The sequence below is a fragment of the Paenibacillus radicis (ex Xue et al. 2023) genome, from assembly GCF_024722015.1.
Taxonomy (GTDB): domain Bacteria; phylum Bacillota; class Bacilli; order Paenibacillales; family NBRC-103111; genus Paenibacillus_S.
Map to the genome: position 1 here is coordinate 132,221 of NZ_JANQBD010000018.1, position 16,105 is coordinate 148,325.

Annotated in this window: 11 protein-coding genes and 1 pseudogene; 8 read left to right on the forward strand and 4 right to left on the reverse strand. The window is 46.2% G+C overall.

The genetic code is table 11. The features are described from left to right. Positions 1–128 precede the first annotated feature (128 nt). The 5 genes from NV381_RS23595 to NV381_RS23615 all read left to right on the forward strand — a co-directional run bounded on the left by NV381_RS23595 (position 129) and on the right by NV381_RS23615 (position 9,101). The gene (locus NV381_RS23595) at positions 129–4,643 is read left to right on the forward strand and encodes a chondroitinase-B domain-containing protein (protein ID WP_258215744.1); all 4,515 of its coding nucleotides are present in this window, start codon (positions 129–131) and stop codon (positions 4,641–4,643) included. A gap of 240 nt (positions 4,644–4,883) precedes the next feature. Next, positions 4,884–5,702: a hypothetical protein gene (locus tag NV381_RS23600; protein ID WP_258215745.1), complete on the forward strand. Its 819-nt coding sequence runs from the start codon at positions 4,884–4,886 to the stop codon at positions 5,700–5,702. Between the two features lie 144 nt (positions 5,703–5,846). Beyond that, the gene (locus tag NV381_RS23605) at positions 5,847–6,710 is read left to right on the forward strand and encodes an AraC family transcriptional regulator (protein WP_258215746.1); all 864 of its coding nucleotides are present in this window, start codon (positions 5,847–5,849) and stop codon (positions 6,708–6,710) included. 209 nt (positions 6,711–6,919) lie between these two features. Next, positions 6,920–7,954 carry a zinc-dependent alcohol dehydrogenase gene (locus tag NV381_RS23610; RefSeq protein ID WP_258215747.1) on the forward strand — a complete coding sequence of 345 codons (1,035 nt, stop codon included), beginning with the start codon at positions 6,920–6,922 and terminating at the stop codon, positions 7,952–7,954. Between the two features lie 19 nt (positions 7,955–7,973). Then, the gene (locus NV381_RS23615) at positions 7,974–9,101 is read left to right on the forward strand and encodes a glycoside hydrolase family 88 protein (RefSeq protein ID WP_258215748.1); all 1,128 of its coding nucleotides are present in this window, start codon (positions 7,974–7,976) and stop codon (positions 9,099–9,101) included. Between the two features lie 186 nt (positions 9,102–9,287). Here the strand turns inward: NV381_RS23615 and NV381_RS23620 are convergent, their stop codons facing one another. Further along, on the reverse strand, positions 9,288–10,145 hold the full coding sequence (locus tag NV381_RS23620) for a helix-turn-helix transcriptional regulator (RefSeq protein ID WP_258215749.1): 858 nt from the start codon (positions 10,143–10,145) through the stop codon (positions 9,288–9,290). Between the two features lie 182 nt (positions 10,146–10,327). Here NV381_RS23620 and NV381_RS23625 point away from each other — a divergent pair, with 182 nt between their 5' ends. The 3 genes and pseudogenes from NV381_RS23625 to NV381_RS23635 all read left to right on the forward strand — a co-directional run. Next, a complete protein-coding gene (locus NV381_RS23625; protein ID WP_258215750.1) occupies positions 10,328–11,452 on the forward strand; it encodes an amidohydrolase family protein in 1,125 nt (374 codons plus the stop codon). A 2-nt stretch (positions 11,453–11,454) separates the two neighbouring features. Continuing rightward, positions 11,455–11,826: a Rieske (2Fe-2S) protein gene (locus NV381_RS23630; RefSeq protein ID WP_258215751.1), complete on the forward strand. Its 372-nt coding sequence runs from the start codon at positions 11,455–11,457 to the stop codon at positions 11,824–11,826. Positions 11,827–12,109: 283 nt separating this feature from the next. After that, a pseudogene (locus NV381_RS23635) lies at positions 12,110–12,307 on the forward strand (sigma factor-like helix-turn-helix DNA-binding protein); the annotation flags it as partial. A 360-nt stretch (positions 12,308–12,667) separates the two neighbouring features. Here the strand turns inward: NV381_RS23635 and NV381_RS23640 are convergent. The 3 genes from NV381_RS23640 to NV381_RS23650 form a co-directional block, all read right to left on the reverse strand. Further along, positions 12,668–13,279, reverse strand: coding sequence for an MBL fold metallo-hydrolase (locus NV381_RS23640; RefSeq protein WP_258215752.1), 612 nt, complete (start codon positions 13,277–13,279; stop codon positions 12,668–12,670). After that, positions 13,254–14,270 carry a D-2-hydroxyacid dehydrogenase gene (locus NV381_RS23645; RefSeq protein WP_258215753.1) on the reverse strand — a complete coding sequence of 339 codons (1,017 nt, stop codon included), beginning with the start codon at positions 14,268–14,270 and terminating at the stop codon, positions 13,254–13,256. Before NV381_RS23645 ends, NV381_RS23640 begins: the two co-directional genes overlap by 26 nt. Before the next feature lie 132 nt (positions 14,271–14,402). After that, positions 14,403–16,097, reverse strand: a complete 1,695-nt coding sequence (locus tag NV381_RS23650) for an IlvD/Edd family dehydratase (RefSeq protein WP_258215754.1) — start codon at positions 16,095–16,097, stop codon at positions 14,403–14,405. Positions 16,098–16,105: the final 8 nt, after the last annotated feature.

A 16,105-nucleotide genomic window follows, 5' to 3' on the forward strand; every position in this document is an offset into this window, starting at 1 on the left:
AAAGCGGTTCCCAGCAGAGCCGGTCGATTTAGTTAGTCAGTTTGCGGTAATAGATTCTAACTATGATAACAAAATACCCGGCTTGCTTTGGTTAGCGCGAGGTTTTACTACTACGAGGGAGGATTGAAATGGGAAAGAAAATACTTAGGAAGGTTTCTTCCATACTTACTTTTGTGATGATTTATACGGCAATGAACTTCGGAGGTATAGTGCCAGCCGCACATGCGGCCCCAGTCACTATTTATTCAACCGGTTTTGATACCAACGAATATATAAATGCGGCTACTCCAGCAGGACTGTCGGATTACGATCTTATTCAACCTTTGCCTGTATCTACGAACGAGATCATACCGCTAGTATGGTACAAAGGTGAATATTCAAAAGGTCTATTACAAGCTGATTCCAAGATTTTTGTGAAAACGGGTTCCTCCGGCTTTTATAGATCTGGGCCTGTATCTCTAAAGCTTCCGGTTAAGGCTAATATCGGCAGCGTAGCTACGATCAATGTGAGTACGGCTACCTATCAAAATATTACTGTTTCTTACTATGCCCGAACCCAAGGCTCACCGGGAGGAACACTATATTCAGAATGGTCTCCTGACGGTGGCAAGACGTGGATTGAAAAAGCAAATACACAAACGGTATCAAGCACCTCTTTTACCAACTATAGCTTTACGATTAACGATACTCGCGCCAACGATAATGCTTATTTTATGTTCCGATTCAGGAGCGATGGATCCAATTCAGTTTATCTTAACGTCGACGATTTGACCATCTCCGGAGATCGTTTGACAACCAAACCGGTAACGGCTATGCAGCTAAGCAAAAGTTCAGCAGAGATTGGAAGAAACGAAACCTTACAGTTATCTGTTGCCAATGTAACGCCTACGGATGCGACAGGCTTGAGCATAAAATGGACATCAAACAACAAGAATATAGCAACCGTAGATATGATCACTGGGTTGGTAACTCCTGCAACCCCGGTTTCTCCGGGTTCAGTTACCATTCGCGCAACGAATATTGCCACCGGAATTTATCGGGAATCCGTTGTGACCGTATTAGATCAGGAAGTTTATGTCCCGGTAAGCGGACTAGCCTTGAGTATTCCGAAAGCTTTAGTACCTGGTCAGTCCGTCTTATTAGGGGCTGATGTATCGCCGACAAATGCGTCTAATCCAAGTGTGCAATGGTCATCTAGCGATACATCCGTTGTGAGTTTGGATAGTAGAGGTATGGCAACGGCAATAAAGAAGGGAACAACGACCATCACGGCAGTCAGTGTGGATCAGGGATCATATTCTGCGAGCAGTCAGATCCAAGTAATCGATGAACCGGATACAGCAAGAGCCCTATTATCTTTCGGTTTTGTCAATACCAACGATCCAAATCTTATGGCTGATGAGAGAGGTACCGTGACGATTGCCAGAGGGACAATTGATCATAAGGATAAAACCATTACCGTCAAGATGCCTGAAGGAACAGATTTAAAGAAGCTTGTGGCCTCGTATGAAACGCCAGGGAAAAGTGTTTTTATTGGTAATACTCCTCAGCAGAGTAATGTGACAGTTAATGATTTCTCGAATGGGATGACTTATAAGGTTTATGGTCTATCCAATGTTTCAACGGATTATAAAGTTATCATTCAACAGAGAGCGCCGGTTTCGCCAAGCAGAAACTTCTATGCTTCAACACCGGATGACGTCGTTCAAGCCAGCAAACAAGCGCAGCCGGGAGATAGCATCATTTTGAAGAACGGAACATGGACGGATGCCGATATTTATTTTAGCGGTGATGGGCTTCAGGACAAACTGATCACGTTAAAAGCGGAAACTCAGGGGCAGGTTATTTTTCAAGGGGCTTCGAGGGTTACCGTTTCCGGATCATATCTCATAGTGGATGGCCTTTCCTTTATCGGTAGAAGCGCCAGTAAGCTGGATGGCGCGGTGAAATTCGACTATTTGTCCAATCATTGTCGACTAACGAATACGACTATGGATGATTTCAACCCAACGGATAAAGACTACTTCATTAAGGACGATATGAATCCGTTAGGAGCGTCACTTCCTAAACATACTTGGATATACAATTATGGAACTTACAACCGAATCGATCACAATACGATAATACGAAAAGGCTTTACAGGTGAGACTCTTAGATTATGGAGAGGTGTCGTGCATCATTCGACAATTGATCATAATTATTTTGCCGAAAGAGCATTGGACGATGCTAATGGAACGGAAGCTATTCAAGTAGGGATGTATTTGTCACCCAACAATTGGGACACGAAGCCTTCTTATTCTACTATCGAGCATAATTTGTTCTACCATTGGATGGGGGAGATCGAAACCGTATCGATTAAAGCGCATAATACGGTTTTCCGCTATAACACCGTAAGAGAATCCAGAGGCACGGTTGCTTTACGTATATCGGATAATTCTGAAATGTACGGTAACTTCTTTATGCAAAATAATTTGAAAGATTCAGGCGGAATTCGTGTCTATGGCTCCGGGCATAAGATATATAACAACTACTTTTCCGGAGTAGCAGGTACGACCGATCAACGGGTTGGCATCGCGCTTCAGGCGGGAGTCAGCGTGCCTGGCCAGGACACACAGCCGGCGAAAAATGCGATCGTTGCTTTTAATACTATTGTGGACTCCAATTATGGGATTACCATAGGAGCAGCAGCCGATGCAGCCAAGACAGTTGGTCCTGACGGGCTGATACTTGCCAATAATTTGATCAAGGGAAGCTCTGTAAAAGAGGCGATTTTTGAAAATAATAAGGCACCCTTAAATGCAGCCACTGCAACGATTCAAGGAAACATAGTTTATGGATCACCAATCAGTACATCATTGACAACCGGGATTCGCACGAATGTAAACCCACTCTTAACCAAATCAGTCAATGAGGAGGTTTACAGACCGGATGCAGCAAGCCCAGTAATCGGTGCTGCAGAAGGGACATTCAATTTCATTACAGATGATATGGATGGACAAATTCGTTCCCAGTTAAAAGACATTGGAGCCGATCAAAGAGCAGCCGGTGCAGTAATGCGCAAACCGTTAATGGCATCTGATGTGGGACCGCTTGCGCCAAGCAGTGATAAGGAGATCACCTCGTTCAGCTTTCAAGGGCTGCCGGCGTCTTATAACGGCGTCATTGTGAATACTAATATTGCAGTTACGGTGCCTTATCAGACGGATTTGTCCACATTGACAGCCATTTTTGCAACTACCGGCACAATCGTAAAGGTTGGTTCCAAGGCACAGGTGAGCGGTACGACAGTGAATGATTTCAATAGTCAGGTGACGTATTTGGTGACAGCAGCAGATGGATCAACGAAAAGCTATACTATTCTTGTGAACAAAGAACCACATCATCAATCATCCAGTAAGTCGTCTTCAGGGCAGGGTGGCGGCGGCGGAATCGCCAATACAGACTCACAAGGTACGGAGTCCGTATCCGTATCGAAGCCAGAGGATGTTGGATTGACTGCAGCATTGGATGTGAAAAGCGGTGTTTCCAAAGCATCCATTACTACGGATACACTAAGCAGCTTTTTTAATAAAGCGAAACCTGGGACAGACGGGATCAAGACGCTAACGGTTTTGGTAAATAAAATAGAGGGTTCCAAAGGTTATGAAATTTCGATTCCGGTTTCTTTCCTGAGTGCAAATGATGGGACCAAAAAGCTGGCGCTCAAAACCGAATTCGGCTCCATTATCGTACCAACGACGATGTTAAAAGCAGCGGATATTCAAAAGTCTGCAACGGCCTCGTTGCTTATATCGAAGGCAGATACCGCTCAACTTCCCACCGAGCTGCAAAAAACGTTGACGGGTAAACCGTTCATCGACCTTGCGCTTAAGGTCGGCGATAGCTTGATCGATTGGAAGAGTGCGGATTCGCAGGTAGAAGTATCTCTGCCTTATACACTCAGCTCAAAAGATGCCGACCCTGAGCATGTAGTCGTATGGTATATGAATCGGGAAGGCAAAGCACAAACCGTTACATCTGGAAAATATGATCCTATCCAAGGCGTAGTGACGTTTAAAACGAATCACTTCAGCTTGTACGCGGTAACCGAGGTATACAAAACATTCGCCGATTTAGCGAATTATATGTGGGCGAAAAAAGCGATTGAAGTCTTGGCTTCTAAAGCGATCGTGGAGGGTACGCAAAGTAATGCTTACAGCCCAGGTACTCAAGTGACCCGAGCCGACTTTGTACTACTGTTGCACCGTACCTTGGGATTAAAGGGAGTGAACCCATCTTCGTTCCAGGATGTAAACAAAGACGATTATTATTATGATGCTGTCGGAACGGCAAAAGCGCTTGGAATCGTAGATGGCAGGGACGATAACTTATTCCATCCGCGTGATACCATTTCCAGGCAGGACATGATGGTGATGCTGGACAGAGCACTGAGCTCATTACCGAGCAACCGAAAACAAACGGGTTCTGGAGATTTAAACAGCTATAAGGATGCTTCCTCTGTATCGACATATGCTGTGAAGAGTGTGGGCAGCTTGCTCAAAGCAGGGTTAATTGAAGGAGATAGTTCCTATCTTTATCCGCAAAATCAGGTTACAAGAGCGGAAGCGGCGGTTGCCCTATACCGATTGCACAATCAACAATAAAATGCTCTGAGCCTTTAAGCTCCTTGATTCGAATAAGCCTTCATCAAAGCCGTGATTAGTTGCGATTTTGATGGAGGCTTATTTTTTTGAAATAACTGAACTTTGGTTAAATGTTTGGATATCTAGGACATTTACTCCATATCTTTACAGAACTATAATGAAAATAGAAGGATTTGAAAGCGCTAACATTATAAAGTGAAAGCAGATTTTCTTAAAAAATTTGAAAAAGAGGTGGATTTGATGAAAAAAGCTAAAGTGGTAACCCTGTGTACGGCTCTGTTGATGTGTTTGATTCAATCCAGTGTTTCGGCAGCTACTACAACGAACTTGGATTCGGACGGACCGAATAATGGACTTCCCACCTATAAGCTGATTCAAAACGTTTTGGGTCCAGATGCGATTGAAGCTCCAGATAGCTTTGATGAATTGCAGCACATTAAAGAGACCACACAATCGCCCGTAGGAAATGCCTTTATTTTTTATCTGCACCGTGATGCTGATGGTGATCCTACAGGAACGACATCGGGAAATCAACGTAATGAGATCAAGGTATATGCTGGTTCGAATGATAATCTGAAAGGTTTCCAGGGCGAAACGCTAACTTACAAATGGAAGTTCAAGGTCGATAGCACGATGCTTGTGTCGAAACGGTTCACCCATATCTTTCAGCTGAAAAGTGAGGGTGGCGACAATGATCATCCGATCGTAACATTTAGCGGAGCTAAAACAAGCTCTGGAGATGAGCTGCAGATTCGTTACAGCTCTTCGAGCAGCAGTGGTGATACGATTCTGAAAAGCATCGACTGGTCGAGCGTGCAGGGGACTTGGATCGAGGCTACAGTAACAGCAAGAATGAGCGATAACGGATCTTTATCCGTTTCATTGAAGAAGTTGGATGGAACCACACTGGCATCTTACAGCAAAAGCAGCGGAGTGGATATGTGGAGAAGCGGCAACTTCATTCGCCCCAAATGGGGCATATATCGCAGCCTAGAGGACATAACAAATCTGAATGATGCAAAAGTATATTTTGCGAATTTTTCCATCACCAAGCAGTAGGATGCTCCACCCTTCTTCTGTTCATAATGAAGAGGGGTGAATTTGTTCAAGCAGCTTTTTTCCTAGATTAAGACATGTTTGTGGTATATTATAGATTCACATAATTTATGAAACAAGTTTACGATGATCCTAGGAGCGGGGCATATGAATGAATTAAGAGACTCTCAATTACAACTACTTTGGACTGCACGTATTGATTATTCAACAAGCAGTCGAGTGGAGCCGCATCAGCATAATGATTATGAGCAGTTGCTCGTTATTTTGTCTGGAGATGGTGAGGTATGCATTGGGGAGCAGAATTACTCGGTAAAGGAAGGCGCGGCGTATTTATTATTGCGTGGGGTATCACACAGCTTTCAGTTTAAGAAGGATACGATAACTCTGGATTTTAAATTTCGATTGTCTGATTCCCGAATCCTGAAAGCCCTAGGCTCTGCTGAACCGTATTGTATATGCAGGGGCACGGAATTATCGGAGATCAAGCAGTGGTATAAAATGTCGCTTCAGCAAATGAGAAATCCGGTGGCTGTTCACCCTTTACGGATCGAAGCAGGCTTCAAGAGCACATTGGTATCCTTGCTGCTGGGGGGGACTGCCGTTCACGCGAGCCCTTACGCTGCTTTGCCTTCGGTAGATGATAATGAGCCACTGGTCCACTATTTGAAAACAAACTTTGCCGAAAAAATTACACTTGATCTGCTAGCGAAGCATTTTGGTTTTAATCGGAACTACTTGATCAAAATATTTTACGATAAAACGGGTATTACGCCCATCCAATTTCTACAAGCCATCCGCCTGGAAAAATCGAAAGAATATCTTGAATTTACATCACTATCCATATCTGAAGTAGCTGATAAGGTAGGATGGACGCTGCCGTACTTTAGTAAAATTTTAAAAAAGCAAGTAGGTCTATCCCCGTCCCAGTATCGAGATTCACTACTTAATGCGGTTGGAAAGGACATAATATTGGAGCATGACTTTTTAAATGAGTGGAGAGTCGTGAGATAGAACTTCCTTCTGCAAATGCGGAAGGAAGTTTTTTTGCGTAAAAGGTGAGGAATGACAAAAACAAGTGAGTATTAACCATATCCGGGGTTTATGTGTTTCTTTATAATATTTAAAAGTATAGGGCTTAACCGATTAGACGCGAAGGGCTCAGTAGAAATTTTTTTTAGATTTTCTGTAACGTAATTCAATAGCGATAGGAGCTAAAGAGAATGGTTAGAAAAATGTCTGTTCCGCCAATGCAGTTGGTCGATTATGATGGCGAGGGTACGCAGCTGTGCGCCGTTGTGGAGGAGATTGGGAATATCACGTTAAAAAGGGCGCTTATTCCTGAGCCTGCTGAAGGGGAAGTAAGGGTAAAGGTGAAATGGGTTGGCATATGCGGCAGTGATGTGGAAGTATTTCGCGGGGCTCGCGAGCCAGAGTTTGTCTCCTATCCGACACGGCTTGGCCATGAAGTGGCCGGCATTATTGATAAAGTAGGGCCTAATGTAATCGGTCTTAAGGTGGGGGATCCTGTAGCACTTCGTTATATTTGGGGGGCCTTTGCTGAATATGTTTGTTGTTCGCCTTTTTCTGTAAAGGTTCTTCCAAAGGAGCTTCCGCTCATTGAAGGTTCGCTGATCGAAGTGCTCCCCGGCATTATTCATGCCGCAGAGCTTGGCGAAATTTCCCCTCATAAAAATGTGCTGATTACCGGACAAGGCGTCAGCGGCTTGGTGATGACGCAAATAGTTAGCTTGTACAGCCCGCGAAACCTAGTGGTAACGGATTTATTCGATGAAAAGCTGGAATTGGCCCGCAAGTATGGGGCAACCCATACCTACAAGATTCCGTCGCCGGACGCGAATACGATGGATATTTTGGGCAAAGATTTCCCTGATGGCTTCGATGTGGTCATTCCCTGCTTGCTGGAGGGGGATGGAATGGTCGATGCGATCAATGCGGCTTCCCAGAATGCGCGCATCGTAATGTACGGGTGCATTGGAACTTGCCATAAGCCGGTCGATTTCTTCAAAGTTCATAAGAAGAGGCTCGATATCTATTCGACGGAACCAAAGCGGGATATCGATAATCGCAATTATTTTGACAAAGGCTTGCAGCTTGTACTAGATGGACTGGTCAATACGGAGGAAATGATTACGCATGTGGTCCACTTAAGTAACATTGCCGAAGCGTTTAAGCTGCGCAATGAGCATAAAGGCGATACGATTCATGTAATGATTGATTGTGAAACGAACGTATAACGAGGGGAGAAGAAAATTGATGACTAACTTTACAGGAATGCAGGAAGCACCGTGGTCTGGATGGTGGAGTCAGATTCAAACGAAAGTGGATCGGATGATGGAGCAAATGGGTGAAAAATGTCCTCATGCATCTGTGTCTGGTGTTTATGACGATGTAATCCTGGATTGGTGGACTTCCGGCTTTTGGCCGGGTATGATGTGGATTTTATACGATATGACAGGCAAAGAAAAGTATCGTCAGGGTGCATGGTCTTGGGATGAACGGATCGAACAGTGTTTTTTGCGAGAAAATCGGTTTCATCATGACGTAGGCTTTCAATTTCTAAGCACAGCGGTGATTAAATATAAATTGACAGGTGACGCTAACGCCAGACGCAGGGGGTTACAGGCTGCGAACATATTAGCAGGTCGTTTTAACTTGGCCGGAGGCTTTTTGCGGGCACAAAATCAGGAGGACCGCCCCGGGGGTTCGATCATCGATACGATGATGAACCTGTCGATTCTGTTTTGGGCATCGCAAGAGTCGGGCGATCCTCGATTTGCCCAAATCGCGCGTGCACACGCGGATAGGGTACTGCGGCATACGCTTCGCGAAGATGGGTCATCGCATCATATTACAGTGTTCAATGCGGATACGGGTGAAGTGAAGGAATACGCGGGGGGTCAAGGGTATTCGCCGACCTCCTCTTGGAGCCGGGGGCAGGCTTGGGCTCTGTATGGAATGGCCAATACGTACAAATATACGGGGGACAGAAAATATTTGGACGCCGCAAAGCGTACCGCGAATTATTATCTTAGCTGTCTTCCGGATGACTACGTTGCCCATTGGGATTTCCGCGTTCCTGATTTAACCGGAGAGCCAAGAGATACATCAGCAGCAAGCATCGGCGCATCCGGTCTGCTGGAAATCGCAGAGCATCTGCCCGCTGAAGAAGGAAGAGTTTACCGTAAAGCTGCAGAATCGATCATGCAATCGCTGTCGCAAAATTACAGCACGCTGGATCGGCCTGAATTCGAGGGCATATTGCTTGAAGCTACAGGTAACAAGCCGATCGAAAGGGATGTCAGCGTATCGCTGATTTACGGTGATTATTACTATGTGGAAGCGATGGCTAAGTTACTGGGCTGGAATAATTTTATATTTTAACTACATGAGGAGTGGGCACAAAGCGGTCAAAATGATACAGTGATTGCCAACAACATTCTTTAAATCCATCAAAACAAAGCCATCCTTCCTTTTATGACAGGAAAGGGTGGCTTTTGTCATGTCTGCGTCTGTTGGTAGATAGGAATGTAAAAGATAGGCCGATAAACAGTTGTGATTGACCACCGGTCATTGCTGCATTTTTTCGCGAAGTTTACTCGGAGATGCTGCGTAATGCTTGCTGAACGCCCGGGTGAAGGAATATAAATCGGGATAACCAAGCATAATTGCGATTTCCGTGACCGTATGCCGTGTTTGCTGCAGAAGCTGAAGTGCTCTCTCCATGCGTAGCTTTTGCAAATATTGAATGGGCGTCATTCCGATCTGCTGGCTGAATATTTTGGAGAAATAAGCCCGGTGAACCGAAATATACGCAGCAACGTCTTGCACGTTAATATTTTCGGTGTAATGCATATTCATGTACTCTATGCTTCGGGGAATCCAAGCAGCAGGTCCGGCATCGGACTTGTCGGTGCTTTTTTGCGGAATCATAAGTCCGAATATACGGTAGATTGCCGCAATCAACTCTACTTGTCTCCGGCTGCTGTTATCTTCATGTTGACTGAACAAATGAACAAGAGATGTTTCGAGTTCTTTACCGATCAAACTTAAGACATAAGGGGCAGATGGACGGAAGCCGGCTTTCTCGAGCAGCAGCGGAGTTTGCCCGCCATCGATGGAAACCCAAATCATTTCCAAGGGCTGGTCGGACGGAATAATGAAATGGCGGTATACGACTCCCGGATATGCACAAAATACATCCCCCTTGGCTAGCTCAATCTGCTGTTCTCCGTAGACATGACGAATCTTTCCGTTCATAACAAAATGCAATGCGTAATAATCGATCATCCGCTGCGGGAAGCGATGATCCGGGCCTGATTTGATGCGTCCCATCCGGACCGGCCATAAGCCGCCGTTCAAGGCCAGCTCGTCTACAACATAATTGCGTGATTCTTCATACTTATCAGAATTCTGCCGCTTGCCCATTATTCCGTCCGTACCTCCTGAAATCGGTCTGTTGCCAGTAGGCTAAAGTATAGCATTGGCCTTACAAAATGACAAACCAAAATGACGAAATACCATTTGCGGCCAGCAGTCCTGGTTTTATGATAGATATGTAAAACATGCGAATGTAAATCTTGCTGAAATAAAGAAGAGGAGATGAAAATATGAGCTTAATAGAAGCAACGGCCAAGAAGACAAAGGAACGCAAAGGCGTTGGAGTTATTGATTGCGATATCCATCATACTTATAAGGACATCAAGCAGCTGTTCCCTTACTTGCCGCGTAAATACAGGGAGCGTATTGAACTGTGGGGACCGAATTTTGGCGGGGGGCCGGGTACGATGAACGGAGGCAGCATCGGAAAAAGAGCCGATTCTTTCCCTCCAGGCGGCGGTCCTGCCGGTTCGGATCTTGATTTCATGATCGACCAGCTTTTGGATCCTTTCGACATCCGCTACGGAATTTTGACAGGCGAATTTATAGCCTGCACGAACACTGCCGATACGTATTACTCGGCCGCATTGTGTTCCGCTTTCAACGATTATACGATTGAGCATTGGCTCGACAAGGAGCCCCGGTTCAGAGGCTCCATCTACCTGCCGATTCACGATGTAGCTGCATCGGTTCGGGAAATCGAACGGCTCGGCTCCCATCCCGGAATGGTTCAGGCTTATGTTCCGTCGGGCTCGCATCATCCTTACGGAAATAAAATGTTTCATCCGATATATGAGGCTTGCTTGAAGCATGGAATCAATTTCACCATGCATGTAGGAGCTATCGGCGATGGGATGAACGCACCCGCTACGAATGTCGGCTATCCTTCGTACTATATTGAATATCGTGCTGCCCGTACGCAAGCTTACATGGCCCACATGGCCAGCTTTATCTTCGAAGGCGTATTCGAAATATTTCCGGAGCTGCAGGTGGCGTTTATCGAAGGCGGCGTCTTCTGGGTTGCTCCTTACTTGTGGCGTCTTGACCAGGACTGGAAAGCACTTCGCGAGCAGACGCCTTGGGTGAAGAAAAAGCCTAGCGAATATTTTCTTACCAACATGTTCATCGGCTCCCAACCGATTGAGGAAACGCCGAACCGACAAGCGTTCGATACGTTGTTCGAGGCTATGCACGCCAAGGACAAGCTGCTCTTCTGCAGCGATTACCCGCATTGGGATTTCGACTCGCCAAAGCTAGTTTTCCCAAAAATGGACAAAGAAACAACAAATAACGTGTTTTACTATAACGCTGCCAAATACTATGGCCTGCCTATGCCGGACAAAACGGAGGAATAACGATGGCGCACCATTATTTAGGAACAGTTGATGAATTCACGGAGGACGAACCGAAAATTGTTGATGTAAAAGGGCGGAGCGTAGGCATTTATAAATTATCCGGAAAGCTTCATGCCATTCTTAATTATTGTCCTCATCAGGGGGCGCATCTTTGCAAAGGGCCAGTTACTTCATGGGTCACATCGCCGCTGCCCGGGCAATTTGTTTACGAACAAGAAGGGGAAATCGTTCGTTGTCCCTGGCACCATTGGGAATTTGACATTAAAACCGGCGGTCTAGTTGTAGATAATAAAGTCCGCACAAAAACCTACGAGGTTGTAGTAGAAACGTTTGATTTGTCGGTGGAGCAGGGAAAAGTATACATCGAGATGTAGCAGTGCCAATGAGATCTTATCCGAGGACGGGCAGACATTTTCCAGGCTGTGCGCTCGGATAAGGTTTTTTTGGACTTAATTTGACCCTCTTCGCAGAGCAAATAGCCAATGTGCCGGGTCTGGATAAGGTACTCATGAATAGATTCATCGCAATCCCTTACAAATTGACAAACAAACCTCATGACAGTGGAAGAAGTGAACCCGTGTTTATGAACCCCATTGCTGAAATCGAGCTATCATTTATGGACTGAATCCCTAGCTTCCGCGGGAGCCGAAAAGTTAAATTTACAGAAATCTGGATATTTTGGATGAAAGTGAGCGAGAGGTAGTTGTTGGGCGCTTAGGTCTTGAAGCAGGTGAAGAGGAAAGGACACAGAGGGAGATTGCAAAGGAGCTAGGGATTTCGCGCAGCTATGTATCCCGGATTGGGAAGCGGGCGTTGATGAAGCTGTATCATGAGTTTTATAAGGTAAAGCGATGACAGAATAAATGTCTAAAAAGACTGCTTTTACGGCAGGCTTTTTAGAATACTACAAAAGGAAGGTAACTGAAGTGGACGAGCTTATCAGAGTTGTTGAGAACATGATAACACAAGTCCGGCTTTTAGATTACATAAAGCAGTCTAGTTTGGGAAACTCCTTTGATACATAAATGAATTTCTCATACCGAGCTAACACGTGACTCTTCTGCTCTGGGTAGTGCTCATGCAAATAATCGATGAAGTAGCCTGGCTTTTCACTGTTGCCTTTGAAGAGGTCGTAATGCAAAGGAACAACGGTCTCCATATCCGCAGCGACGGCAAGCTCGACTGCCTCCCTATAGTTCATGTTTCCTTGCAATCTTAAAGATCGGAAGGCGTCTTCCCATTAATCGGCAACATGCCAATATCGATGGCTTCTTCCTTCAATGAAACGACCAGCCCCGGATAGATGATCGTATCTCCGGCATGATACAGCGTGACGCCATTCAGCTTAATAATATATCCGACATAGCGATGGCCAAGTTCGGCATCGTATTCAAGTTCCTCGTGAGCTGCAGGAACAGCTTTAATATGAATATTAGATCCTTCCCACCACTCCCCGGTTCGAGCTAGTAGCAATTGTTCATGAGAAATGCCCCGATTCAGCATTTCAGCGTGGCAATAACCAGGTGCCATAAAGAGGGTCCCCGCATTATTGCGCCCCATCACGGACACTGTAGCAAGATCCAAATGGTCGAGATGATCGTGAGTAATCAAACAATATGTCGCATTAGTGATATGTTCCGGTTGGATTGGCGCCGAAAATGTCCTCTTTGGGTTCTCGGATAAATAAGGATCAATATAGACCGTCGTGTCACCACCCTTTACAACGACGCTCTCCTGTCCCAAAAACCAAATGGCAAGCATGCCGTATGGCACTCTTGTATTGTTCATTTCATGGATGAAATCAGCTCCGAAACGTTGTCGAGCCACTGGTGTCTTCCCCCTTTCGGATTTCCAGATATGCTCTGTTCACTACGTTTATGGGCTCACCCATTAGGAAAGCTCTTACATTACCCACAGCGGTATCCATCAATCGGCCTCGTGCGTCCTTGGTTGCCCATGCAATATGTGGCGTAACAATGCAGTTAGGAGCTGAAAGCAGCGGGTTGCTTGGCAGTGGCGGTTCTACGGACAGTACATCCAGACCAGCGCCGGCTAGACGTCCCTCACACAATGCATCAGCAAGATCCTGTTCATGGATGAGAGGGCCGCGAGATGTATTGATCAGGAAAGCCGAAGGCTTCATCATTCGAATGCGTTCTGTGTTTATCAATTCCGTCGTCTCCGGGGTAAGAGGGCAGTGAAGGCTTATTACATCCGATAGCCGGAGAAGGTCGTTAAGTGAAACCCATTCGACTCCTGCTACAGGTGCAGGTTGGGTGCGTCCGCTGCCCACGGCCAAGACCTTCATCCCAAAGGCAGCTGCTATCTGTGCGGTTTGACTCCCGATTTTGCCGAGGCCAATTAATCCGAGCGTACGTCCTTGTAGTTCGACTTGAGAGGAGCGTGTGAAGCAAAAGTCCGATGATCGAACCCATTCTCCATCCCGTACGGCGTTCCCATGCATCTGAACCCGATGGCATAATTCCAGGAGCAGGGCAAAAACGAATTGGGCGACAGAATGAGTGCCATAGGTGGGAACATTAGTTACGGGAATCCCGCGACTTGCAGCAGCTTGAACATCCACAACGTTATAACCTGTTGCCAGTACACCGATATAGCGGAGATACGGAAGCCCGGTCAACGTTTCTTTGGATAGGGGAGTTTTATTAGTAAGAAGCAAGTTCGCCTCTGCCGCCCTCTCCATGAGCTGTTCAGGCAGCGTTCTTTCATATACGGTAAGATTGCCTAAGGCTTCGAGACGCCCCCAATCTAAATCTCCCGGATTCAAAGTAAATCCGTCCAATACTACGATATTCATGCAGGAACAACTCCTTGATAGTTGATTTGTCGTAGCGAATACATTAATTATGCGTCCGTAACAAAGAACGCCCTTATATGTAATAACCAGTATAAGGGCGTCTGTTTGTATTAGACTATCGTGTTTATGGGGTTATTTATGTTCCTTTGACCTATCAGGCAACAGGAAATCGAAGTCACAGCCTTTATCTGCCTGTAGCACATGCTCCTGGTAAAGCCTAGTGTAGCCTCGTCCTGTAATCTTGAGAGGTGTCCATTCACTGCGGCGTCTCGCCAGCTCTTCTTCAGACACCAGCAGCTGCAGAGAGCGGCGTTCTACATCCAGTTCAATTTCGTCCCCTGTTCTTACAAGAGCGATCGTTCCACCGACCGCAGCTTCCGGTGTAACATGCAGCACGACGGTGCCGAAGGCGGTACCGCTCATACGTGCATCGGAAATGCGCACCATATCACGCACGCCCTGCTTCAGCAGCTTATCCGGAATAGGCAGCATACCCACCTCCGGCATACCCGGCGCACCGATAGGTCCGGCGTACTGGAGTACGAGAATATCGTCTTCCCTTACATCGAGCTCAGGGTCGTTTACACGTGTTTCCAAGTCTTCGACCGAGGTGAATACGATGGCTTTACCGCGATGCGAAAGCAGAGATTTGGAAGCAGCCTTCGTCTTAATGACAGCACCATTCGGAGCCAGATTGCCGTGCAAAATAGCGATACCGCCTTCGGGGTGAAGCGGCTTATCGTAAGGATGGACAATATCACGATATGTTTCAGAGATTGTGATATCCTTCAACCATTCCCCAATAGGTTGACCAGTGATAGTCATTTCATTTAGATGCAGGAGAGGGGAGAGTTCCTTTAGAACAGCGGGAGCTCCCCCTGCCCGGAACAGATCCTCCATTTGATATTTTCCCGCAGGTCTTAGATTGGCGAGGAATGGTGTTGTTCGGCTTAATTCATCAAATAAGCTGAGCGGTAGCTCGATTCCCATGCGTCCGGCTATGGCGATGAGATGGATGACGGCGTTGGAGGAACCACCAACAGCCATAAGAAGCCTGATTGCGTTCTCAAAGCTGCCCTGAGTGAGTATTCTTGAAGGCTTAAGTTCCAGTCTTACTGCCTCAACAATCTGCTTGCCTGTCTCCTGCGCAGCGGCTAACCTTTGGTTATGTGTTGCAGGTATTGCAGCCGCACCTGGAAGCATCAGACCTAAAGCTTCGGAGCAGACAGCCATTGTACTTGCGCTGCCCATAACCATGCAATGTCCAGCTGTTGGGGCTAACGCTGTATTGATTTTAACAAGCTCTTCCTCACTAACTTTGCCGCCGCGGTATTCCTGCCAAAAATATCGGCAATCGGAGCAAGCGCCTAAGGTACGCCCTTCGTATTCACCGTTGGCCATAGGGCCACCTGTAAACATGATGGCCGGGATGTCTGCGCTTACAGCACCCATCAGCTGGGCAGGGGTTACTTTATCACAGCCGCCTAAGAGAACCACTCCATCAATCGGCTGCGCACGAATCATCTCTTCTGTATCCATAGCGGCAAGGTTGCGGTAAAGCATTGTTGTAGGGCTCGTATTGATTTCACCCAGTGAAATAGTGGGGAACTCCAGGGGCACGCCGCCCGCCATAATTACACCCCGTTTAATCGCTTCGATCAAAGGGCCGAGATGAGAGTGACAACGATTAATTTCGCTATATGTGTTACAAATACCAATAACAGGTTTATCGAAATCTTTTTCGCTATATCCTAGATGACGATTAAAGGCTCTGCGCAAAAATTGGCTGAATCCCCGGTCCCCATAGGATGTGTAGGACTTGCTCATAGTTGGTA

What these genes read in the sequence shown, in the direction of transcription:
- NV381_RS23595 (WP_258215744.1), top strand. Translation starts at nt 129, where the DNA reads ATGGGAAAGAAAATACTTAGGAAGGTTTCTTCCATACTTACTTTTGTG.
- NV381_RS23600 (WP_258215745.1), top strand. Translation starts at nt 4,884, where the DNA reads ATGAAAAAAGCTAAAGTGGTAACCCTGTGTACGGCTCTGTTGATGTGT.
- NV381_RS23605 (WP_258215746.1), top strand. Translation starts at nt 5,847, where the DNA reads ATGAATGAATTAAGAGACTCTCAATTACAACTACTTTGGACTGCACGT.
- NV381_RS23610 (WP_258215747.1), top strand. Translation starts at nt 6,920, where the DNA reads ATGGTTAGAAAAATGTCTGTTCCGCCAATGCAGTTGGTCGATTATGAT.
- NV381_RS23615 (WP_258215748.1), top strand. Translation starts at nt 7,974, where the DNA reads ATGACTAACTTTACAGGAATGCAGGAAGCACCGTGGTCTGGATGGTGG.
- NV381_RS23620 (WP_258215749.1), bottom strand. Translation starts at nt 10,145, where the DNA reads ATGGGCAAGCGGCAGAATTCTGATAAGTATGAAGAATCACGCAATTAT.
- NV381_RS23625 (WP_258215750.1), top strand. Translation starts at nt 10,328, where the DNA reads ATGAGCTTAATAGAAGCAACGGCCAAGAAGACAAAGGAACGCAAAGGC.
- NV381_RS23630 (WP_258215751.1), top strand. Translation starts at nt 11,455, where the DNA reads ATGGCGCACCATTATTTAGGAACAGTTGATGAATTCACGGAGGACGAA.
- NV381_RS23645 (WP_258215753.1), bottom strand. Translation starts at nt 14,270, where the DNA reads ATGAATATCGTAGTATTGGACGGATTTACTTTGAATCCGGGAGATTTA.
- NV381_RS23650 (WP_258215754.1), bottom strand. Translation starts at nt 16,097, where the DNA reads ATGAGCAAGTCCTACACATCCTATGGGGACCGGGGATTCAGCCAATTT.